Origin of the sequence: Paenibacillus amylolyticus, assembly GCF_003719335.1 — a bacterium.
Taxonomy (GTDB): Bacteria; Bacillota; Bacilli; order Paenibacillales; family Paenibacillaceae; genus Paenibacillus; species Paenibacillus amylolyticus_D.
On sequence record NZ_RIAS01000001.1, the window covers coordinates 749,890 to 773,483 of the forward strand.

Here is a 23,594-nt window from a genome sequence, read left to right on the forward strand (position 1 = left end):
GAACCTTTAACATGCTGTCCGGCTGTTACTTGCCAAATACCAGTGTTGTATTCGATGATCCGGCATATTTCGTAACGAACTCACGTGCATAGGCTGCGCTTTCAACCTGATAGCTGTAATTATTGCTTGGTCTCCAATTGGTTTTTGGAGAAACCGGGCTGTTCAGAGCAGGTGTGCTACCTGTATCCGTAAATTCTCCTTTTCCTTTGTCGTCCAGAATGCCGCCTTTTTCAGCTCCGGCGCCAAAGTAATTGTTTTCCGAATAAATACGCGCTTTTTCTCCGATGGTAATTGCTTGGTTAAAGTTATTGGCATAATTGTTTTTGATATGGAAAAAACCATAACGCATAAGTCCAGGACCACGTACATACAAGTTTTCGAAATAGTTATTGGACATGGTCACATGAGGCACACCGTTATAGCTGCTGTTACCGTCATTCGGGTGTCCTAGAATAATGCCGTATTTGTGATTCGCAAATTTGGAGTTACTGATCGTGATATAGTCTGCGCGGTCACCGATATACAGAAGCTTATCCAGGTCACTGCCGCCAGAACTATAGCTATGACCCGAGAATGTAACATGATCGATCCAATAGTTGGAGCCGGAAGTAATATACATCTGGATATCATCGTTGGCGTTGATGTTCGCGGAGTGATTAAACGTCAGATTTTGAAAAATCACATTGCTTGATCCCGAAGTGGATCTGAAGTGAATGTTCGTTAACGTATGTCTGTCAAAAGAACCTACCAGTGTTTTGTTGGAACCAAATTCAACTTTTTGCAAGCTGGATGAAGAAATATTCTGTTCCACAACGACAATCTTGGCTGTAGAGCCTGCCATGTGTGTTCTCAGATCATTCAGATTACTGACATACACAACCTGACCGTTCCGCCCCCCTGTCGTGGCCGCCTTGGATACACCGTTCTCATTCTTCGCATTACCTGCAAAACCAGTCAAACCATTTGTGCCCGTGTTAGGAAAGCTAGCTGCACCATATGTAGCGGGGGCTGTTGAAACCGTTAACAACAATAAAGTGACTGCGAGTAAAAGCAATGAAAACTTCTTCAAAATATCACCATCCTTTGTAATTTGTCCCTTCAAACAACTCGATTATAGCTTGTAACCTGCATTGTGACAATACAATTATTGCAAAAAGACAATTATCTTATCTTTTTTGCAACAGCAGGTCAGATATCGTGAAAAAACAGAAAGATGAGACCATGTCACACGTAACCCATGAACTCATCCTATCTATTCTTAAGCATCTATTTAATTTTAATTTCGAATTGATCTTTTGCAGCATCTTCTATATTTCCGTAAACCTTACCGGGTTTTCCTTGCATCTTCAATATGATCGATTTGGGTTCATCAAGAAAATTGCTGCTGAACGAATACATCATGCCATTCCCTGTGCCTCTGCCTCCATTCCTAGATAAGGTTGTCTGCTTCCCTTTTTGGGAGATCGTTACGATCTCCAACGGCTGAATGATATCGCTAATGAACGACTCCTTCTCATAGTCAAGCTTTTGTTTGGGATCATAATCAACCCTTACCTGTGTAACCAGCGGCGAAATTTCCACGTCCGAGATCAACACTTCGTACTCCCCAAACTTGTACGTTTGATTCACAGGAATAATCTCCGTTTTAGGAATTGAAAATTTCGGGTCTAATGCAACGACAACATTCATTTTTTTAGAAAATTCGTACTTTCGTTCCTGCGAATTCTCCCCCTGCTGCTCCTGCTCTTTTTCTTTTCCCTTCCCTTTTCCATCATCGAGGCGATCAGGAACGACAGAGGAAAGCTGAAATTCAAAATTTAATTTTTCCGGAAGCGGTTTGCTGCGACTTCGGTCAAATGTGGTTCGGCCTCGAAGAATATGATTCTCATCTGAGAAACGGATACCGTTAATGCTGCCATTATCAATCACGTATCCTGTGGATGCATCCATTAATTTCGTGTTCTCTATGGAATATACACCACTCGGTGTATCCGTCTTAGCAGAGTATAAGAGAATCACTCGATTCTCATCTGCCATCAATGCATCCAGCGTAAACGTGTATTTCCCCATCGTCACCGTCTGATCTAAACGCTGAACATAATTGTGGTTGAGGGCTGAGGTAAGGGTAGCACTCTCCTGATCTCTGCGCAGCAATTCACGAAAAGGCTCCAATTCTCCCCAATGAACTTCAGACTCGGAAGAGGTCAACCGTTGCTGCCCGAAGTCTCCAAGTGATGCGAACAGAATACTCGCCACGGCAAGTGATACAGCGCATAGCACCGTGATCCATTTTCCTCGTCTTCTTTTACTTGATCTACTCGTTCTGGCTTCCGCCAAGCCTCGTTGTATGGCAGCAGTCATATTCGCCGGATCTAATTCTCTACGCTCCTTGTTAACCTCGTATGCATCTGCCAGCAATGCTTTTTCCTCCGGGCTAGTTGTCATGCCAATCCCTCCTATTCTTCATCAGCTTCCGTAATTGTTCAAGACCCTTATGCTGCCATGTCTTAATCGTACCTTCCGGTTTGCCAAGGATTGAAGCAATACCCGTAAGTGTCATATCGTTGTAGTACTTAAGCAATAATACATGCCTATACTTCGGTTTTATTTTCAGCAAAAGGGACTGCATGGCTATACGATTATCTTGGGCACTAATCATCCATGAAGCTGGGATATTTTTCTCCAACCTCTCATCCGGCTGAGGTATAGTACGCTTGCGGCGACGCTGTTCATCAATACAGACATAAATCAAAATTCGAATGATCCATGATTTAAATGCCTTCTCATTATTTAGCGAACGACGTTTAATCCAGGCCCGGCAGGTCATCTCTTGTATTGCTTCCAGCGCATCCTGCCGATTCCGCAAATAGCTATAAGCTATAGATAACAACGTATCCTGATGCTCCATAACGGAATGAATAAACGCTGATTCATCGTGCACATGTATCCAGTTCATCTGCTCCATCCCTGTTTCGCTATCCACAATGTTCCCCTCCTTCTCTCTCTCTCTTTGGTATAAGACGGAAGAACCGACCAAACCGTTTTCATTTTTTTGCACGAAAAAAAGCTCACCATCTATAGATAGGAGCTACTATTCCTGCACTCGTAATCGAATTACATCTACTCACAGATTGCCCGTAATCTCAATTCCATCAGCTGACTCCAGAACGTTCCGAATCCAAACTGTCAACGAATCCAAAAACACCCGCAGTTCCGGTTCAGCAACTTTAACCTGTTCCAGCTCAGATAAAACAACAGCCCATACCTTCTTCACAATCGGATTGTCCCAACATGGATCAAATGCCTCTAATTCTTCTCCACTCCGCGGGTCCGTTAAAGGGAAAACACGATTGATTGCTGGACGAATATGTTTAAAATCCTCATCATAGATGAACAGCATATCTTCCTGCCTTATCTCACGCACATCTTCGTTCATATATAGAGGGGATAAGGTAAACCCTATGTTCCTCTCAGTGCCTTCATACTGATACAAGAGTACCGGAATTTTGCTTTTGGCTTGTCTTTGCACAACATTCACTCCTTTCCGAATCACCACTTCAGGCACTCACAATTCAAACCATTCAAATACTCCTGGATACTGATTCGTCACACCCTCCATCTGTTGTTTCCAGGCTCGTCCTTCCTCCCCCCAGATATGGAACAGGCAGTAGATGTATCGTTCACCATCCGCTACTTCATCCAACCCGCTTGCTTCCTCCAACACTACCTCCAAAGCTCTTGGCCATGATGCATCGTCACGCAAAAGACTAAAACCATCGGTGTGTTGCTCCAGACTATACATCCTGCTATGTGTCAGTGATGCCGCCAGTCGAAGCATGATCTCATGCAACCTGGTGTACTCCTGCTCCTTCGTTCTGATCCCATACTCCCAGCCCATAATGAAGTTCCTCCATCATACATCGTTTACTCGACTTCACTTCATCGTACTGCGTATCCATATTGCTGGAGTTCATCCATCACAGCGAGCACATCACGCTTCGGATTCAATTCTCGAATCAGGTCGGCACTAATCGGTGCATTGTTATATATTTCAGTTACAGCTGTCAAAGACATATCCTGTATATCGTAGTAATCTTCTGCCCAATCGATGTATGACTTCGGTGTTTCCTCGATATAACCGAACAGAAATGCTACTCCACCCTCAGCATCCGATTGGTCTTCCTGAGCCATGGCAAGTCCAACTGAGCTGCCTGTTTTCCAATCCAGATTGTGCCCTTCCTGCCAGATACAGAAGGTTACATCCTTCCGAGCCAGCGTTTCCTCGTGTTGACTCAAAATACGCATGAACACCTCTGGCACCTCATCATACATCCCCGGGTAAATCTCACCATCCTCACGGTTATGCGGACTAAGCGGAGATTCATGATCAAACCCTTTGAGTAACGTGCCCGTATTCGTAAACAATACATGCAGATGATCCCCTGCCCCGTTATTCACGCTTCCCCATGCTGTATCTGGCTGTAATGTGTTATGGTGATAACGATGTACGCGGAGCCAGTCCTCTTCAGACAGAATGATATCTAGTGCGGCAAGTGCCTTTATCCGCTGGTGCAAAATAGAAGCATTCATGATCGGTGTCCCGCTCCATTGATGCATATCCATCTCTCCTAAAAATGATCTAGGTATGTGATTTATTCAATCTATGTAAGGCACGCTATAGTCGGATCAAATCCTGTACCTTGTTCTTCCCCTGGTCACTAGGTTGGATCGTAACCGATATCTGATTTTCCTTTTTAAATACAGTACAAGCATAATTTCCAGGGTTTAGCTGTAAGAAGATCCCTTGAGATAATTCATCCGGCTCCAGTTCACCGCCGCTGACATCATCTGCTGATCCTAAATAAACCTTACCCGAAGGAACCTGAAAATAATATATGTTTGCCTGATCCGCCTCACTCTCTGGTTCCAGAACAGCTGCTTGCACCTTCCAGTGCACCTCATACGTTCCGTCCTCACCCAGATTCAGAAACAGACAATGACCTGCGTTGACCTCCTCCAGTTCATCATCCGGGATCGACCACCAGTCAGGTGTATCCTGAAGACGATGCTCTAATGACGCCAGATCATAACAACATAATGTCGCTGTATCTGTATCCATCTGAAATGTTCCTTGCATGCTCATCCTCTCCTTCATCTTTTATTATAACAAGCCCGCCCCACACATAAAATCGAACTCCCGAACCATCTCTGTAACGTTACTCTTCATTTCTGGTTAACAATTGACGATATATCCATAACGGAATTTTTTTGAACTTGATGGAGGAATCTATGCCAATTAATAATAGGAAAGAACCTTTTCGTTATACTCTGAAAGAACCTATGCATTTCGAAATCTATATCCTGAGCATTAATGGCATGGACGGTCCCTCCAAGCCTATTCAGGCCGAATTACGTGATATCAGTCGTTCGGGCTGTCAGCTTGCTTTTCCACTGTCCCTCCCTGTAGAGCATAACGATATTCGCATCGGCATCAACTTGAAGCTGTTTGAAGATTTATTATATATTGAAGGCACACTTCGCTGGGGTATGGAACATAACATGGTATGGCGTTACGGTGTTCAACTTGAAGTCGCAGTTGAAGATCAGGATCGTCTGTCCCGGGAAATGCGTATGCTAGCAGGACAAGGTAAAATCATCGTCAAATAAATACAATGTACATACGAAATAGAGACATCTTTATATCGTTAAAAAAGATCAAAAAAGCAGTTGCTCCTCTGGAAATATTCCAGGAAAGCAACTGCTTTTGTTATATTGAATTATGCTTTTGCCGTGAACAGCAGTTCTTGTTCCTTAACAGTCGTGCGACCAGCAGACTCAATCGAAGTATATTGATGCATGTTGGTGATGATTACCGGTGTAATCGTTGTATAACCCGCTTTTTCAATCTCTTCCCGGTCGAACTCCATCAAGACATCACCCACAGACACTTTGGTTCCTGCCTGAACTTTAGGCGAGAAGAACTGGCCTTTCAGCTTCACCGTATCAATCCCGATGTGGATCAGCATTTCTGCACCTGTATCACTTACGAGACCAATAGCATGTCCGCTCTTCGATAATGAGAATACCGTTCCGTTGATTGGAGAAACAACTCGGCCTTCCGCCGGTTGAATCGCAAAACCTTTACCCATAATTTCTTCAGAAAATGCAGGGTCAGGAACATCACTAAGCGGTCTCACTTCACCTGTGATCGGGCTGAATACTTGCTCATCCGTTGCTTGTGTTTCTTCCGCTACCACTGGAACTGAAGTTGCTGTCGTTGCAGTTTCTGTAGAAGCTGAAGTTGCAGCTGCTTGTGGCGCATTATTTTCCTGGAATCCCAGGATGTACGTAATTATTGCTGCAGAAGCAATCGCAATGAGACCACCCAGTATACCATAAATCAATGTACTGATGGACGGACTGATAAATGCCGCAAGTCCTGGCAAACCTACAAGGCCTGTTAGTACAAATGCTTTTACCTTGACAATACCCATAAAGCCACCACCAATTGCCCCACCGATGAGTGCAGCAATAAACGGTTTTTTGTATCTCATATTAACACCATACATCGCCGGTTCAGTAATCCCCATAAATGCTGTCAGACCTGTGGAATAAGCCAGAGATTTCGTTTGTCCATTTTTGGAACGAAGTCCTACACCAATCGCTCCACCCGCTTGGGCCCAGTTCGCTGCTAGCATCAAAGGAATAATGAAGTCATAACCTAATGTTGTCATGGAACCTACAATGATTGGCAACAAGGCATAGTGCATACCTGTGATGATTAACAGTGACATCGTACCACCAATCAGAATGCTTGCAAGGATGGACGCATTTTCGAACAACCAAGCAATACCGCCAGACATACCGTTACCGATAATGGAACCCAGTGGTCCAATCGCAATCAATGTAAGTGGAACCATGATCAGCAAGGTCACCGTTGGTACGACGATGAGTTTTACTGATGAATGGGTAATGCGGTCAACCGCTTTTTCCACGTAAGAAGCAATCCAGATCGCAATAACAATCGGAATAACCGTTGAAGAATAGGTTGCTGCGACGACTTTAATCCCCGCGAACGATGAGTTTCCTTCTGCCAATAAAGCTGTAATGGTTGGATGCATAATCCCGGCCGCGAGCGCTGCACCAATATACATATTACTTCCCAATTTCTTAGCAGCACTGATGGCAAGGATGATTGGCAGGAAGTAGAAAGCACCGTCACCAATCGCAGATAAGATAACATAAGTCGAACTCTTATCAGACAGCCAGCCAAACGCTACAAGGATCGCCACGATCCCTTTGATCATACCTGCGCCGGTAATCGCTGGGAGGATTGGAGTAAATACACCTGAGATGAAGTCAAACAGGGCACTTATCGGATTTCTCTTTTGTTTCGGGCCTGTAGAAGCCGTAGAAGATCCGGCGTTTGCACCTTTGGACATGTTGCCTACCAGCGCGTTGTATACCTTCGGTACATCATTACCGATGATGACCTGGAACTGTCCACCATTCTCCATAACACCCATAACCCCAGGTGTGTTCTTTAATGTTTCTTTGTCGGCTTTTTTGTTGTCATTCAAGTTAAATCTGAGCCTTGTCATACAGTGGGTCACTTGATCAATGTTCTCTTCGCCACCAACAAGCTTCAGAATATCTTTGGACAATTGTTGTTTATCCATTGTGTTTTGCTCCTTTTATGTGTATTGAAGGTTTAAAAAAAACCTAAACACTGGACCATGACAAAGCAGAATAGCTTATCATGATTCAACGTTTAGGTTTTGCCTTTTTTGCAGTAACAATCCCAAATTATTCGATTGTTTGTTCATTTCGGACAATGCGTTCGATATGAATCGTGAGATACAATACTTCTTCCTTTGACAAGACCCGATTATAGATTTTACGTGTATAATCATTAATCTTGACTGCACAAGCATGTGCTTCCGGATATTGTTTGCTCACCAAGTCATGAAGCGGATTATCCTCTTCCTTGTCTTCAATCGCTGTACCTTGCAATACGCGTTGAGCAAAGAACTTTAAATGGGTCAGGAATCGGTAATAACTTAGTGAATCTTCGTCGAGCTCGATCACGAAACTGCGCCGAACGATGTTCAGAATATCCTTCACGATATTCGTAATGCTGATCGTTTCTCTCATCTCACCATTCATCTGGGCGTTAACCAGATGCATCGCGATGAATGCACATTCGTCCTCGGGAAGAAGAACACCTAACGTTTCTTCGATAATCTGCAATGCCTTGAGACCGATCGCATACTCCTTCCGGTACATGCGCTTGATCTCCCAAAATAATGCATTGCGGATCTGCAATCCTTGACGATGTCGGTCAATAGCAAAATGAATATGATCCGTCAGTGAAATGTAGATGCTTTCATGAAGCTTCTCACCTAGTACCGTCTCAGCGTAACGAATAATCTCATCTGAACACTCTACATATTCAACCGGAATATCAGACAGAAGCGTCTTCAATTTCTGAGAAACTTCTTTACTTTCGAGCGAAAATATTTTTTCGACGAGACTCTCATCGATGAATTCACCAGTATGCTTTTTGAAGGCAATTCCACGTCCCATAACGACCAGTTCGTTACCTCCCGGGTCAATTACAGTGACTACATTGTTGTTGAGTACCTTCTCAATTTTCATTTCTTCACATCACCTTGCACCGTCAAAGTAGTAAAAGGCAAAACCAAAACAGGTCACAAAGTATGCCTGCCTCTGGTTTTGCCTGATTGAACAGTAACAATCCAGTATTCTTTAGCCTTGGGCCTATCTTACCATATTAAATCGCATGTGACAACGTTTTTCTGAAAGCGGTTAATGTGCGTTAATGCGACATAAAAGGCACTCATACAACAATGACTTTGGAATTATGATTTTGCATTATTATCGATAAGACTTGCGCCATTAGTACTAATAACTTCTTTATACCAGTGGAACGATTTTTTCTTGTAACGCTCCAGCGTTCCTGAACCGTCGTTATTACGGTCTACGTAGATAAAACCGTAACGTTTCTTCATCTCTGCCGTAGATGCACTCACCAAGTCAATGCAGCCCCATGACGTGTACCCCATCACTTCGACACCGTCTTCGAGAGCTTCACCAACTTGCACCAGGTGATCATTCAAGTATTGAATGCGGTAGTCATCATGAACCGTTTTATTGCCGTCCTCGTCTGTAGCCAACTCATCTACGGCGCCCAAACCATTTTCGACAATAAACAATGGTTTTTGATAACGGTCCCAGTATTTATTGAGGGTTACGCGCAAGCCCTGAGGATCAATCTGCCAGCCCCATTCACTTGCTTTCAAGTAGGGGTTCTGAACTCCTGCAAACAGGTTTCCTTTGCCCTCTTTACGTTTTTCCGGATCACCGGTCTCACAGATACTTACATAATAGCTGAAGGAGATGAAGTCTACGGTGTGCTTGAGAATTTCCTCATCCCCGTCTTCGAACTTAATGTTGATGTTATTCGCTTTGAAATAACGATTAATGTATTTCGGATAATAACCACGTGCATGGATATCAGCAAAAATATCATTACGCTGCTCTGCGTGCATCGCTGCAACAACGTCGTCTGGATTCGGTGTAAGCGGATATGTCGGCATGCTCAGCACCATGCACCCGATTTTCGCTTCTGGCATAATTTCATGTCCCAATTTGACAGCAAGGGCACTGGCAACCAATTCATGATGGATCGCCTGATACAGATCTTGTTTGGACAACTCGGATTTCGGTGTATAGATACCACCGCTCATGAATGGTTCTTCCAGAATGGAGTTGATCTCATTAAACGTCAACCAGTATTTCACTTTGCCTTTAAAACGATTAAACAGCACGGTAACATAGCGTTCGTAAAACTCGATCATTTTACGATTAACCCATCCATCATAGGTTTTAGACAAATGCAGCGGCGTCTCGTAGTGAGAGATCGTTACGAGCGGTTCAATGCCGTACTTGTGACACTCATCGAACAGGTCATCGTAAAATTGCAGACCCTTCTCGTTCGGCTCCAGCTCGTCCCCTTTGGGGAATATGCGAGACCAGGCAATGGATGTACGGAACACCTTAAAGCCCATCTCGGCAAACAGTTTGACATCCTCTTTGTAGCGGTTATAGAAATCAATCCCGATTAATTTCAAGTTATCTTCGGTAGGCCCTTCAGTTCTTGGGGTTGTAATGCCATGTGGCATAACGTCCTGTACAGATAAACCTTTGCCATCGGCATTATATGCTCCCTCAAGCTGGTTGGCCGCTACTGCACCTCCCCATAAAAAGTCCTTCGGAAATGGCGTTGTCATTTTGCTTCATCCTCTCGACAATTGAATAATTAGAATTTATTTATTATCCGCTCTAAGATTACTTGGTCCCCACTTGCTCTAAACGCTCCATGATCCGCTCAAGCTGTGCACCCGTTACGGTTTGCTTCATATCAAACTTCCCTTTGCTCACACCCGTCATTACACCAGCGCGAGCACTATTCTGAATCGCTGCATGTGCCCAATGCTTACTGTCGACATCGCCAAACACGAGTTCCACCGAATCTGTAGCAGGCTTCCAATCCTTATTAGTCAGGATTTGGTCTACAATAACTGCCATTTGCGCACGTGTTACTTCGCTCTCTGGGGCAAACCTTTGGTTTCCGATACCTTTCATTAGACCTGCCTTGGTCACCTTCGCAATGGCTTGAGTAGCCCAGTCAGGAGCGCTGTCAACATAAGGATAATCCTCAGTTCCTTCCGAAAGCTTTAGAACATCCGATAGTATCACAGCGATCTGCGCACGAGTTACAGGTTCCGTAGGCTTTACACCATGCTCCGATGAGGGACCTGTCTGCTCTCCAGCTGTACCTTTATGAAGTCTGAACAAACTCGCGATAACCTCTTTATTGTTGAAGGCAGGCACCCATGACCAGTGTTTCAAACCTCCGTAGAATCTGCGGCTGTCCATATATGCATCATCGTATAACGTTAAATGTACCTGTTTGGCTCCCATTTCGGTCAAAGCCTGATAAGCAAGTGAACTAGTACGACTATCTGTTGTTGGGTCATTTTGAGCGTGCATAATCCACATCGGTACATCCACAATGCCTTTCAGTTCTTGCTTGAAGGCGTCAACGGAACCTGTATAATCCGCAACGGTATCTTTGGCAGCAACGATGATTGCTCCAGCAAACAGATCAGGATACTGCATCAGGAAGCGGAATGCACCTCCACCGCCACTAGATACACCAGACAGATAAATGCGGTCAGGGTCTACTTCTCCTTCGGCAACAAGCTTTTGGATCAACTCAACCTGAGCTTCAAAGTATACCTTCATTATGGGTAGCTGCTCTGCATTGTTGTAAATTTTGAAGCTGTAATTCTCAGGATATTGCACCGCTAGTACAGAAGTATCATGCCCTGATTCTGTCCAGACTACTGCACCGCGATTCGCAGTCAGATGATTGCGTCCGTCTGTTCCAACTTCACCACCGCCGTGAAGCCATACCATGAGCGGCTTCGCTTCCTTGGAAGGACTGCGCTTCAGGTTATAGGATAGCGTTACACCGTTGCTTGCAGTAAATTCTGCTTTTTCAAACTCATCGACGGTGCGGGTTTTTACCTGATTTACACTTTTTTTATCAAAAGAAAGCTCTGGATACAATTGGCTGGTTACGGCAAACTCGGATTTCAGACCTCCAGGATATTTGAAAGGTTTCACGGTCATATGAATGGTATGATCTTTCATGGACAACGTGATGCCATCGTCTTCGTAATTGTCTTGCACAATTTCTCCTGCAGCATTTAACGGATAACCGTCATAGTTCCCTGTAATATCAAAGTCCGACGCCTTCAGATTTTTGTATTTTTCCACGTCTGAAACCGTAATGTCAAAAGATTCGACCATTTCACCCGGATCACCAACAAACGTATTTGCCTGAATTTGCGTCACTTGTGCGCTTGCTGCACCTGTTGTCCCAGGCCAGATCACACTCAGACTTAGCGTTAATGCCAACATACAAGAAACATGTTTAACGCCTCTATTCCACTTCTTCAAAAGAACCCCTCCAGCTCATATGATGGTTGATTGCAAAGTAAAAAGCGGACAAGCGCCAACCAAAAGGGTTGTATGAAGCGAAAGCTCATATCACACTTTTAAGTCAGGTTTTGCCCGCTCCTGTGCGGTAACAATCCTAAGAATGTCATCACTGAATATCTCTTTATTTCAGGTGTTTATTGCGGATGTATATTCTCTTTCAGAGCGAAAGAATTAAAGTTGCTCACCGTTGCTCGCAATGACGTTTTTGTACCAATCAAATGAATCTTTTTTGGAGCGTGCAAGTGTTCCGTTACCTTCATCATCGAGATCCACGTAGATAAAGCCATAACGCTTGGACATTTCGGAGGTAGACATACTCACGAGGTCGATCGGGCCCCATGCAGTAAAACCAATCAGCTCTACTCCGTCTTTGATCGCCTCTTTCATCTGTTCGATGTGCTTTTTGAGGTAATCTACCCGGTAAGAGTCATGAATGGAGCCATCCTCTTCCACTTTGTCATACGCACCCAGACCATTCTCTACAATAAAGAGCGGCTTCTGATAACGATCCCAGAAGTTGTTCAACGTTACGCGCAGACCGATCGGGTCGATCTCCCAACCCCAGTCGGAAGCTTCCAGATAAGGGTTTTTCACGCCGCCCGTCAGATTGCCTGTAGTTTCAGCCGCATCCGCAGAAGCCGATTTGGTCACGGACATGTAATAACTGAACGAGATGAAATCAACCGTGTTATTCAGCAGAATCTCATCATCGCCTGCTTCTTTTTGAATAACAATGTTATTCTCTTCAAAATAACGTGCCATGTAGTTCGGGTATTTACCGCGAGCGTGCATGTCCGTGAAGAAGAGGTTAAGCTGATTCTCATGCTGAGCCAGTTGTACATCGACCGGATTGCAAGTCGCCGGATAGGTTTCCATACGCGCAAGCATACAGCCCACTTGGGAGCCAGGGATAATCTCATGTGCCAGCTTTGTTACCATAGCACTTGCTACAAATTGATGATGCAAGGCTTGGTAAGTGGTTTGCAGCTTATTGTCTACTTTATCAATCAGAATACCGCCGCCAGTGTACGGACTGAATACCATCACGTTAATCTCGTTAAATGTCAGCCAGTATTTCACTTTATTTTTGTAACGGTTAAATACGGTTTCCGCGTAACGCACATAGTGTCCAATCACTTCACGGCTTGCCCAGCCGTTATATTTTTGCGTTAAACCAAGTGGAGTCTCATAGTGAGACAGTGTAACGAGCGGTTCAATCCCGTATTTATGCAATTCGTCGAATACTTCATCATAGAATTTCAAACCTGCTTCATTTGGCTCTTGGTCATAACCGTTCGGGAAAATACGTGCCCAGTGAATGGACAAACGGAATACTTTGAAGCCCATTTCAGCGAACAGTGCGATATCTTCTCTGAAACGGTGGTAGAAATCAATACCAAAACGTTTCGGGAAACGTTCTTCAATTTTGCCAGAGAGAATCTCTTCGATTCGGGAAGAGGAAATTTCCATGGCATGTCCACCCGTACGCTTTTCTTTTGGCACATGAGCGATCATGTCCGCTGTGGAGAGACCTTTTCCGTCCTTATCGAATGCGCCTTCCAGTTGGTTCGCAGCTGTAGCCCCGCCCCACAGGAAGTTTTCAGGGAATCCTTTTTTTGCCGTGGTCATCATAACAACCTCTTTTCGAAATAATTTTTGGTTTTCCATAGGCAAGAACAACTCCAAAACAGAGCAGAAAACAAGAAAAACCTAAACTCAGGGTAAAATAGCACCAAAAAAGGGGCTTTCATTTCACCATCAGTTTAGGTTTTGCCTGTCTTCACAGTTACAATCCATCAAAAGATGTTATAACATATTCTGTTGTTTTGCTCTTGTGATGTAAGCGTAACATATTTATTTCGTAAAATCAAATTCACCCAAAACGTACGGTCTAGATCCTCTTTAAAATTACCTATACAACGTATTTATAATGAATAATATCTTATTTCTAACGTCATTTCTAAAGCTACTTCTAACGTGGCATTCGCAAAATTGCTGCCCGTAGGGCATTGGCTCCTTCCTCCGTTTCCAGATAACTTGCAGGACTTTGGTCCCCCAGAGCTGGAACCTTTTTATCTATCCACTTCAACGCGGAATCTCTCATTTCACACAAAAGCACCCGGCTTATATCTTCTGGAATACCTTTTAATCGTGCCTCTTCTTTCCATTCATTGGGCAATTGAGCGTACCATTCATCAAATAGTTCGACGAAGGAATCCCAGTGCTCCTGTTTAAACACAGAAAAATACATATCTTGCATACTCATGTAACATTTCTCCTTCACATTAAGATGTGTAACTCCCTGGTCCTATCTCAGAGAATTCAGACTTAAGCCGCTTGTAGTCGCTGTTATAACTAGTAGACTTAATTTTAAATGATTTTCAGGGAGAGAACAATCAAGGAGGAACACATCATGGCCGAAGAAGAAAACACATCTGGTTGGGACGCCATTGACCAAGCTGCGCAGCAACTATACGGAGAGCAGGAACCTAAACATTATGGCACAGCCATTCCATATATGCTTGGCGGACCTGACCCACTGGACGGGATAAGTGCCTATGCGGTAGATACGCCGATGCCTCATTGGCATTTTGTAACCTATGGCTTCTCGGAGCTTTACGGCAAAGAGGGCGATGATGCATCCAGAAGTGGATATGGTTTTGAACTTACATTTCGCCTTACACGCTGTGAAAATGAATCCGAGCCGCCGGCCTGGGCACTCAATCTGCTCCAAAATATGGGGCGATACGTCTTTAACAGCGGTAACCTGTTTCAGCCCGGAGATTATCTGGATGCCAACGGCCCGATCTGCCTGAACTCCGATACGCTGTTGACCGCACTCGCATTCGTAGAAGATCCAGATTTACCTGAACTGAATACGCCGAATGGTTCTGTTCAATTTATCCAAATGGTCGGCATCACCTGCCGTGAACTGGAAATGATTCAGAGCTGGAATACCCGCGGTTTCCTAGCTGCCTGTGAAAGCTATATGCCTAAATATGTAACGGATCTGATGAGGAATTCCTATGCAGATATCCCTTCGGTGATCCAAGCGACGGAGCGCGGCATTGAGGAAGACGGTTCAAGCACCGCCTTTTTGTTCATACAACAATTGAGCTGGGAGTCTGCACGCAAAAAACTGCTACAGAAAAACATTCCTGCCAAGCTTCAGTTGGGCGCTCAACAAGCAACCCTTCTAGCCAGCATCCTGCGGAGCCGAATCGCCAAAAAAGCAACATTGTCCCTGATCGGGCCAAATATCAATATTGTCTTTGAAGCTGGGGAGCATCCATCTCTGGTAGAAACGGAGCGAGAGGTGAGACTGACCGTGAATCAGCAAGCTGTGCTTGAAATTACAGAACAGCTTCGCCCGCAGGCCGGTTCCTTTCAGGTCCCTTCACTGGACAAGCTTCTTATTGAGATTGTGCCCACGCAGATTAAAGATCAGGAAGGGAATGTGATCAAAACGATCGGCTAATCAACGGAATTGCATCACAGAATCTGTTTCAATGGCTAGTCAATTGTCTTATTTATAGGAGACCCCTATAGTTTCCTATAGGTGGAAATGGAGAACACACGTGCTACAATTTTAGTGCGCACAACAAAGAGAGAGAATAACTCACACATCTCAGGAGGGTATTATGTCTATTACGAAAAAAACATCTTTATTCGCTATGCTCATCATGATGATGATCGTAGTCGCTGCCTGCGGAGACAAAGCAGATAACAATGCAAAATCAAACGATCCTGCCGCCGCTGAAACAACTACAGGCGCAGATGCTGGCACAGCCAAAACAGATGATGCCGACAAATCAGAAGCGTCCAGCGAAGATAACAAAGAAACCGACAACTCATCCAAAATAGAGCTGGGGACAACACAAAAGGGTTCTTACACTAATGACTATTTTGGCGTATCCCTGAAATTCCCCGAGGCATGGGAGTATCAGGATGCCGAGGGCATGAATCAACTGACGAGTGCTTCCTCTGAAGCCATTGCCGGTGACGATGAAAAGAAGAAAAAGCAGATGGAACTGTCTCAAGCCAAGACATTGAACCTGCTCATGGCATCCCAATATCCGCTCGATGGCGGCAAGGTCGGTCCATCTGCAATGGTCATCGCCGAGAAGGTCAGCTTGTTGCAAGGCATTCTTACAGGGGAGGACTACCTGAAAGCTACCAAGAAGTTCATGGAAGACAGCAACTTCCCTTATGAATACAAAGACTTCACCAAAGAAACCATCGGTGGCAAAGAAATGGATCTGATGCAGATCACGACGAATGCAGCTGACGGAAGCAAAATCACTCAGGAATACTACAGCACCATCATTGAAGGTTATGCGTTCAACTTCATCTTCACATATCTCGATGATCAAACCAAAGCCGAGATCGACAATATTAAGAAGTCGGTTCAATTCAAATAAAACCGAAACCCCGGTAGCGATCTGAAACAGATCACGCCGGGGTTCTTTTTTCTTTTTTACATAACTAAACAAAAGCGTTTAACTAGACAGGGCGACCCAATGTCCTTCTTTCACTTCGACCCAGCGCGAATGCTCCAGATTATATCGGTCTCCCGTGCCACTGGTTTCCTTCTCCTGATCTACCAAAGCGATACGTGGCTTATTTTTCTCCACCGCCGGATCAGGAACCGGAATGGCTGACAGCAACGCCTTCGTATACGGGTGCTGCGGATTAGCATACAGTTCTTCACTCTCGGCCAGTTCCACGATTTTGCCGTTATACATGACAGCGACCCGATCACTGATATGTTTGACCATCGACAGATCATGCGCGATGAACAAATACGTTAGACCCAAGCGCTGCTGCAGCTCTTCAAGCAACTGCACAATCTGCGCCTGAATAGAGACATCGAGTGCCGACAACGGCTCATCACAAACGATAAACTCTGGCTCTACCGCCAGCGCCCTTGCAATGCCAATTCGCTGACGTTGTCCACCCGAGAACTCATGTGGATATCGCTGTGCATGCGATGAATCAAGCCCCACCATCTCCAGCAGTTCTTCCACTCGCTTCTGTCGCTGTGCGGCATTACCTGCCAGCTGATGGATATCAAGCGCCTCGCCAATGATGTCCATAATTCTCATTTTGGGATTCAGTGAAGCATATGGATCTTGGAAAATGATCTGCATATGTCGTCGCATCGTTTTCATCTCTCCAGGCGAGAGTCGCTGCAACGGAATGCCCTTGAACAGCACGTCGCCTCCCGTTGGCTCATGCAAGCGAAGAATCGCTCTTCCTGTCGTGGATTTTCCGCTGCCTGACTCGCCTACAACGCCAAGTGTCTCCCCCTGACGGATATGAAAACTGATATCATTCACTGCTTTTAACGTATTGCCTTTTCCGAGGTTAAAATACTGTCTCAGAGATTTGACCTCCAGCAGCGGCTGATCGTCCTCCAGATCTTTGGGTACCTGAGAGACCAATTTAGGTTTCTTCTTCTCATCCAGCCGAGGTAGCGCGTTTAACAAACGGACGGTATACGGATGTTTTGGACTTTCAAAAATCTCCGCTGTAGTACCTGTCTCCACGATCTCTCCCTCTTTCATTACAACCACCCGGTCACACATGCCAGCAACCACACCCAAGTCATGTGTAATAAGAATAATCGACGTCCCCAATTGCTCCTGCATATCTTTCATCAGGTTCAAAATCTGAGCCTGAATCGTTACATCCAAAGCTGTAGTCGGCTCATCGGCGATTAATAGTTCAGGACGGCAAGCTAGGGCAATACCAATCATCACCCGCTGACGCATGCCACCGGAAAATTCATGCGGATACTGATTATAACGGATAGCGCTTTGTTTGATGCCTACTCGTTCCATCATGGCGATGGCTTGTTTTTTCGCTTCCCTTTTCGATAACTTCTGGTGTTTGATCAGACTTTCCGAGATTTGTTGACCAATTTTGATCGTTGGATTAAGCGAGCTCATCGGATCTTGGAAGATCATGCCAATGTCCCGACCACGAATATGCTCCATCTCTTTTTGTGATTTCCCGGCGAGATCCATACCTTTAAAACGAATTTCACCCGATTTCATCTGAGACGGTGGAGAGGCAAGCAGCCTCATAATGGAGCGTGCGGTTACGCTTTTACCACTACCTGATTCCCCGACGATGCCCAGCGTTTCCCCTTTCTGCAGTTCAAAACTGACCTGCTTGACCGCCTGAAACTCACTATCACCCGTGTAAAAAGAGACGGACAAATCATTTACTCTCAGCAAAGGTTCCACGATGTGCACCATTCCTTTCATATCTGCTCTATCTTCTCATATGTAACCAATTCCATACCTTGACAATTAAACCTACCCTACATAATATATACTATATTGATCGGAATAATGCAATTTAAACTTCAGTGAAAGGAGGATTACCGTTTGACTACTGGAGTAGAAAGTCATCACACCACCCGTCTGGTGAATCATCTACGTTTTATTTATGGAAAAATGCTGCTTCATCCCGTCTATCGATATGTATTGATCGTTCTCGGATTACCGATCAACCTGATCGTTTATATGGTCTGGCGTTCCAAACGCAAACAAGATGACTGGTCAGCTGCAAAAAAACAAGCTGAACAGGAGATGCTCACCACTTCCTACCGGGATACCATACGATTGGAACTGGAAGAACAACTGAGGCGCAAGCATCGTTTTTTCAAACAAGAGGTCAGCGAGGCAGCATTCAGACAGCAGGCCGAGAGCTGGCTTGAGGAAACGTTTCAGAAAGAGTTGCTGGAACGAACGTCCCAAAAGTTAGAACAAAAGGGCAAGCATCGTCTCGCGATTCAAGATACATTCGGTATGCTAATAGAGAAACCTTGGTTTCTTGCCTTATCGATCATCCCCGGCTGTTTGATGTTTTTCATCCTGTTTCTCTATGGTAATGCTTATCTAAAATACATATTTGAAAGACTGCTCATGACCCTCTTTGTCATTCTGGGTGTAGCAACACTAGTATTTACGATTCTGTACTTATCTCCGTTCAACCCGGCGGCCAACATTCTCGGCGTAACGGCAACACAAGAACAGATCGCAGCCTTTAATCATGTATACGGCCTGGATCAGCCTTATCTGACACAGCTTTGGAATAATATCAAGGGTATTGCGATGTTTGATCTGGGCAAGTCGTTTGCAGGGAATGAGATCGTGACGGATACTATTGCCCGAAAGTTCCCGATTACGCTGACACTCGCCGTGATTTCCCTGTTGTTCGCCGTTGTCATCGCTTTGCCTATTGGCATTATCTCGGCGCTTAAGCCTAATTCCTGGTTTGATTACACATTTATGTTCATCGCTCTGATTGGATTGTCTATTCCAAACTTCTGGCAGGGACTGATTTTCATCCTGAATTTTTCAATTAAAATGCAGTGGCTTCCCGCTACCTTTAATCCACAGAACTGGCTGTCCATGATTATGCCGGTCATTGTGCTAGGGACAGGACTTACGGCTGCGGTTGCACGAATGACCCGCTCATCTACACTGGAGGTCATTCATGAGGATTATGTCATGACTGCCCGGGCCAAGGGCCTAAGTGAACGTCAAGTAATGCTGAAGCACGCGGTGCGTAATGCTCTGATTCCTATCATTACTGTTGTGGGGCTTCAATTCGGAGCTATGCTTGGCGGGGCTGCTGTAACAGAGAAGGTATTTAATATCAGCGGACTGGGAAGTTACATCGTGGATAAGCAATTCATACCCGATATTCCAAGTATCATGGGCGGAGTAATCTACACAGCGATCACGATTTCCATTGTGAATGTTGCGGTTGATCTGTTTTACGCGTTTATCGATCCAAGGGTTCGCTCCAAAATGAAACAATATTAAAGCAGGTGTACTATGACAAAATCAAGCTCCCTTACGCAAGAAATGCGTTTCCGGCTCAAGTCTTCGCGTGAATACAGTCAAGCCAGCTTCGCATGGATCACTTCAGTTCTGCTGACCCTGTTCTTGCTACTGAACAGTTATGACTGGAGCGGGCAGACGTTCAAGCCTTTTATAGCTGGAGTAGCCGGCATTTATCTGTTCTTCACCCTCATTCAGAGTCTGCTTGTGATTCTAATCAGGCAGGACTTAACACATCGCGGGGTTATACGTGTTCTGACACGTAGACTCGCATGGGTACAGCTGCTGGCTGCTTTGACAGGTAATATTTTTATTGTAACGGCTGCCTTCCATCTGATTCGAAAACGAAAAAGTATTGAGTATACATTCGCTGTATACGCACTGTTAACCCAGTTATTTGTGATCGGTGTATCGGCTCTGAATGTGTTCAAGCCTTATGTTGCGGATACCTTTCTGCCTTCGATGGCAGCCCTGCTATGTATTCTCGTCATGGATTTGATCGTATTGATCATTGTGTCAAGGTTTGATGCGACCTCTCCTCTACCTCGCTGGATGATGGTGGTAGGTGGAGTGATGATCGTTAGCGTGATTACGGGCAACGTTTTCGCGTTGCTACTGGGGATCTCGATCCTTCGCCGGCTCCGCAGACAAGGGAAGCATGGAACGAATTTCTGGAATGATCTGTGGGAACGTCTTGCTCCCAATATGACCGCGATGTCCGGACTCTTTTTCATCATCTTCCTGTTCTCCATCTCCATCTGCAGTTTCTTTACCTTCGACTACAGCATGGCTGTGGAAAATAATTATTCGGCCCTGCTTCAGTCACCTTCTCTGGCCTATCCGCTAGGAACGGATGATTTCGGTCGATGTCTATTTTCACGAATCGTGTTTGGGGCACGGATTTCCTTGATTGTCGGTTTTATGTCAACCCTGATTCCGGTTGTGATTGGCGGTGTGCTGGGTGCCTTCTCAGGTTTCTACGGAAGACATACGGATAACATTATCATGCGACTGCTGGATATCCTGTATGCCATTCCAGGTATCTTGCTCGCTATCGCGATTATCGCGGCTTTCGGTGCTAACACGGTAAATCTGATCGTGGCTCTGAGCCTCGGTTCGATTCCCACTTATGCCCGCACGATGCGAGCCAGTGTGCTCTATGTGTCGACCTTTGAGTTTGTTGAAGCGGCGCGTGCCTTGGGATATACCAATCGTACGATTATTTTCAGACACATCATTCCCAACTCGCTAGCACCGATGATTATCAAATCCACATTGACGATTGGCGGAGCTGTCATTGCAACCAGCAGTTTGAGTTACCTTGGACTCGGTGTAGAACCACATATTCCGGAATGGGGCAACATTCTGAAGCTGGGCAGCACCTATCTGGAGACTCATTCGTATCTAGCAATTTATCCAGGGCTCGCGATTATTCTGCTTGTTCTTTCGTTTAACTTTCTCGGTGACGGATTGCGGGATGCCCTTGATCCCAAGCTGGAGGAGGCGTGACGATGATTATTAATTTACATGATTTTTAAAAGTTGAACTAAAAGATGTTTACATGAAGCACTCCGATGACAGAATAACCTTCCAATCGCTGTTATCCCCAGATTTTTTTGATTCCCTTTTCTCAAGGGAAAAATCCGGTGATAAAGGCGACTACTCCGTTTTTCCAGGTTTTTTTCTGTCCTCTCCGTTTTTGTGTAAATGAAATAGTTCAAAAAAAAAAATCATACATCACATCTATTAATATAATGGAGGTATTCCCATGAACAAACGTACACTTGTCGCCTTGCTGCTGATTCTCGTGCTGGTGATCTCCGGCTGCAATGTGAAAACCAAAACCGAATCGCAAGAGCAGAACCAACCTTCCGATACGACGGAGACAGCACCAAAAGCGGTGGACATCGAATTGCTCGCCATGAGCTCATCTGAGAATGATGTCAATATTATCCGCGATCAGCTAACCAAAAACGGCTTCAATGTGAAGCTGAATCTGCAACCGGATTACGGCAGCTTTAAGTCCCAGCAGGACGCAGGCAACTATGATATCGCATTGTCCAGTTGGACAACGGTAACAGGTAATCCGGACTATGCAGTTCGCTCCCTTTTCAAAACAGGCGGGGACTACAGTATCCTGGCGGATCAAGAGATCGATAAGCTGATCGATCAGGCCGCTACGCAGACACCTGATGAATACAAAGAAACGTATAAAAAGTTGGAAGACCGTTTGGTTACCGATCAGGCGTACATCGCTCCCCTGTATATTTCTCTGAAAAGTCAGGCTGTGAACAAGGACATTCTGAATGTCGATACCGTTCGTCTGTCCAAATCCCGTGCGCTGGCGTGGGAACCGATTGAGTTCAAGGACAGTTCCAAAAACAGTAAAGATCCGTTGATTTTGACACAAGCAGCATCCGTACTGACTTCCCTTGATCCGATCAAAGGAAACGACGGTTCCATCAACCAACTTAATACCAATATGTATGTCCGCCTGGTGAACCTGACGGATGACGATCAACTGACAGCGGATGGATCGCTTTCACGTAATTTCACGATTGCAGATGGCAACTCCGAGTACTATTTTGTACTTCGTGACGATATCAACTTTGCCAAAATCGAGAATAAAAAGGCTGTCGATACCGGAGAGCGTGTGGGCGCAGATGACGTTATCTTCTCCCTCGACCGTGCCAAAAATAAAGATTCCGTCCCGGATCACCGCACATACAGTCTGCATGAACATATCAAACAAGCGGAACTGGTAACAGATCTGAGCGCACTGGAGTCAGCGAAACAATCCGGGGGTAGCGGAACCGTGCTTGAGGCTCTGAACCAAGGACTTGACAGCGATATTAAGGAACTGGTCAGCGATAAAAAACAAGCGAATAACGGAGCAGGCAAATACCAGGTGGTTAAAGTAACGACCACTGAACCTTTCCCGCAAGTACTGAACTATCTGGCGCACCAATCGGCCGGGATCGTATCCAAGAAACAAGTGGAAAGCATCAATACGTATGACGTCGCATCCTTCGATGTGAACAAGGATATTCCTTATGGCGATCAGAACACCGTGACCGAGGGTGCCAACTATAACAACACACTTTATACAAGCGGCCCTTACATTCTTTCTTATAAAAATGATTACGAAGGCGTCTTCCTGAAAAACCCGGGATATCGCAAAGGTTCCGACTTCGCACCGAAGATTGATCAGGTAAACGTACGCTTCATTGCAGATGCAGACAGCGCTCTTTCTGCTCTTCGCAGCAGTGAAATCCACCTGTATTACGGGGTGCCTGAGACGAAATACGATATTATCCAAAATGACAGCAAATTGCAGCTGCAAAGCATTCCAAGCAATGCCGTATCGTATCTGCTGTTCAACACAGCTAATCGTGAAGTAGCCAAGAGCAGTGATCTGAGAAAAGCAGTGCTGTATTCCATCAATCAGGATGAGATTCTGCAATTCTACAAAAACAACAAACTGAAGGCTTACTCCACCGTAAGCCCGCTTGTCCAAACCGGGAATGAACTCAAGGCTGATCCTGCCAAAGTGAAAGAACTCCTGAGCAAGTATAACGCGTCAAAATAAACCGTCCGAACACAAAAGGCTGTCACCAGGATCATGCAGATCCATCGGTGACA

20 protein-coding genes are annotated in these 23,594 nt (G+C 45.1%); 6 read left to right on the plus strand and 14 right to left on the minus strand.

What is annotated here, in order from left to right; genetic code table 11:
- Nucleotides 1-25: 25 nt before the first annotated feature.
- From EC604_RS03280 to EC604_RS03310, 7 genes are all read right to left on the minus strand, one after another.
- A complete protein-coding gene (locus tag EC604_RS03280) occupies nucleotides 26-1,069 on the minus strand; it encodes a pectate lyase (RefSeq protein ID WP_123062716.1) in 1,044 nt (347 codons plus the stop codon).
- Nucleotides 1,070-1,266: 197 nt separating this feature from the next.
- Nucleotides 1,267-2,445, minus strand: a complete 1,179-nt coding sequence (locus EC604_RS03285) for a DUF4179 domain-containing protein (protein ID WP_123062717.1) — start codon at nucleotides 2,443-2,445, stop codon at nucleotides 1,267-1,269.
- A complete protein-coding gene (locus tag EC604_RS03290) occupies nucleotides 2,435-2,983 on the minus strand; it encodes a sigma-70 family RNA polymerase sigma factor (RefSeq protein WP_240036625.1) in 549 nt (182 codons plus the stop codon). The genes EC604_RS03285 and EC604_RS03290 overlap by 11 nt, the downstream gene beginning before the upstream one ends.
- A gap of 141 nt (nucleotides 2,984-3,124) precedes the next feature.
- Nucleotides 3,125-3,436: a hypothetical protein gene (locus tag EC604_RS03295; RefSeq protein ID WP_161556845.1), complete on the minus strand. Its 312-nt coding sequence runs from the start codon at nucleotides 3,434-3,436 to the stop codon at nucleotides 3,125-3,127.
- A gap of 129 nt (nucleotides 3,437-3,565) precedes the next feature.
- Nucleotides 3,566-3,898, minus strand: a complete 333-nt coding sequence (locus EC604_RS03300) for a hypothetical protein (RefSeq protein WP_123062719.1) — start codon at nucleotides 3,896-3,898, stop codon at nucleotides 3,566-3,568.
- Nucleotides 3,899-3,939: 41 nt separating this feature from the next.
- The gene (locus tag EC604_RS03305) at nucleotides 3,940-4,617 is read right to left on the minus strand and encodes a hypothetical protein (RefSeq protein WP_123062720.1); all 678 of its coding nucleotides are present in this window, start codon (nucleotides 4,615-4,617) and stop codon (nucleotides 3,940-3,942) included.
- A gap of 58 nt (nucleotides 4,618-4,675) precedes the next feature.
- Nucleotides 4,676-5,137 carry a DUF6386 family protein gene (locus EC604_RS03310; protein ID WP_123062721.1) on the minus strand — a complete coding sequence of 154 codons (462 nt, stop codon included), beginning with the start codon at nucleotides 5,135-5,137 and terminating at the stop codon, nucleotides 4,676-4,678.
- 152 nt (nucleotides 5,138-5,289) lie between these two features.
- Between EC604_RS03310 and EC604_RS03315 the strand changes: the two genes are divergently transcribed.
- A complete protein-coding gene (locus EC604_RS03315; RefSeq protein ID WP_123062722.1) occupies nucleotides 5,290-5,667 on the plus strand; it encodes a PilZ domain-containing protein in 378 nt (125 codons plus the stop codon).
- Nucleotides 5,668-5,777: 110 nt separating this feature from the next.
- Here the strand turns inward: EC604_RS03315 and EC604_RS03320 are convergent, their stop codons facing one another.
- The 6 genes from EC604_RS03320 to EC604_RS03345 all read right to left on the minus strand — a co-directional run bounded on the left by EC604_RS03320 (nucleotide 5,778) and on the right by EC604_RS03345 (nucleotide 14,359).
- Complete coding sequence (locus EC604_RS03320) at nucleotides 5,778-7,679, minus strand: beta-glucoside-specific PTS transporter subunit IIABC (protein ID WP_123062723.1); 1,902 nt, start codon at nucleotides 7,677-7,679, stop codon at nucleotides 5,778-5,780.
- A gap of 127 nt (nucleotides 7,680-7,806) precedes the next feature.
- Entirely contained in the window at nucleotides 7,807-8,658 is an 852-nt protein-coding gene (licT, locus tag EC604_RS03325; protein WP_090915167.1) for a BglG family transcription antiterminator LicT, read from the minus strand.
- A gap of 224 nt (nucleotides 8,659-8,882) precedes the next feature.
- The gene (locus EC604_RS03330; protein WP_123062724.1) at nucleotides 8,883-10,313 is read right to left on the minus strand and encodes a glycoside hydrolase family 1 protein; all 1,431 of its coding nucleotides are present in this window, start codon (nucleotides 10,311-10,313) and stop codon (nucleotides 8,883-8,885) included.
- Between the two features lie 58 nt (nucleotides 10,314-10,371).
- Nucleotides 10,372-12,051: an S-layer homology domain-containing protein gene (locus EC604_RS03335; protein ID WP_123062725.1), complete on the minus strand. Its 1,680-nt coding sequence runs from the start codon at nucleotides 12,049-12,051 to the stop codon at nucleotides 10,372-10,374.
- A 213-nt stretch (nucleotides 12,052-12,264) separates the two neighbouring features.
- A complete protein-coding gene (locus EC604_RS03340; RefSeq protein WP_123062882.1) occupies nucleotides 12,265-13,722 on the minus strand; it encodes a glycoside hydrolase family 1 protein in 1,458 nt (485 codons plus the stop codon).
- A 343-nt stretch (nucleotides 13,723-14,065) separates the two neighbouring features.
- Complete coding sequence (locus EC604_RS03345; RefSeq protein ID WP_123062726.1) at nucleotides 14,066-14,359, minus strand: MbcA/ParS/Xre antitoxin family protein; 294 nt, start codon at nucleotides 14,357-14,359, stop codon at nucleotides 14,066-14,068.
- Nucleotides 14,360-14,506: 147 nt separating this feature from the next.
- Between EC604_RS03345 and EC604_RS03350 the strand changes: the two genes are divergently transcribed.
- Both EC604_RS03350 and EC604_RS03355 read left to right on the plus strand, forming a co-directional pair.
- On the plus strand, nucleotides 14,507-15,571 hold the full coding sequence (locus EC604_RS03350) for a suppressor of fused domain protein (RefSeq protein WP_123062727.1): 1,065 nt from the start codon (nucleotides 14,507-14,509) through the stop codon (nucleotides 15,569-15,571).
- 163 nt (nucleotides 15,572-15,734) lie between these two features.
- Nucleotides 15,735-16,514, plus strand: coding sequence for a hypothetical protein (locus EC604_RS03355; protein ID WP_123062728.1), 780 nt, complete (start codon nucleotides 15,735-15,737; stop codon nucleotides 16,512-16,514).
- A gap of 78 nt (nucleotides 16,515-16,592) precedes the next feature.
- On the opposite strand, the gene EC604_RS03360 is transcribed toward EC604_RS03355, so the two are convergent.
- Nucleotides 16,593-18,344 carry an ABC transporter ATP-binding protein gene (locus tag EC604_RS03360; RefSeq protein WP_123062883.1) on the minus strand — a complete coding sequence of 584 codons (1,752 nt, stop codon included), beginning with the start codon at nucleotides 18,342-18,344 and terminating at the stop codon, nucleotides 16,593-16,595.
- 213 nt (nucleotides 18,345-18,557) lie between these two features.
- Between EC604_RS03360 and EC604_RS03365 the strand changes: the two genes are divergently transcribed.
- From EC604_RS03365 to EC604_RS03375, 3 genes are all read left to right on the plus strand, one after another.
- On the plus strand, nucleotides 18,558-19,934 hold the full coding sequence (locus tag EC604_RS03365) for an ABC transporter permease (protein WP_123062884.1): 1,377 nt from the start codon (nucleotides 18,558-18,560) through the stop codon (nucleotides 19,932-19,934).
- Nucleotides 19,935-19,946: 12 nt separating this feature from the next.
- Complete coding sequence (locus tag EC604_RS03370; RefSeq protein ID WP_123062729.1) at nucleotides 19,947-21,461, plus strand: ABC transporter permease; 1,515 nt, start codon at nucleotides 19,947-19,949, stop codon at nucleotides 21,459-21,461.
- Between the two features lie 259 nt (nucleotides 21,462-21,720).
- The gene (locus EC604_RS03375; protein ID WP_123062730.1) at nucleotides 21,721-23,541 is read left to right on the plus strand and encodes an ABC transporter substrate-binding protein; all 1,821 of its coding nucleotides are present in this window, start codon (nucleotides 21,721-21,723) and stop codon (nucleotides 23,539-23,541) included.
- Nucleotides 23,542-23,594 lie beyond the last annotated feature (53 nt).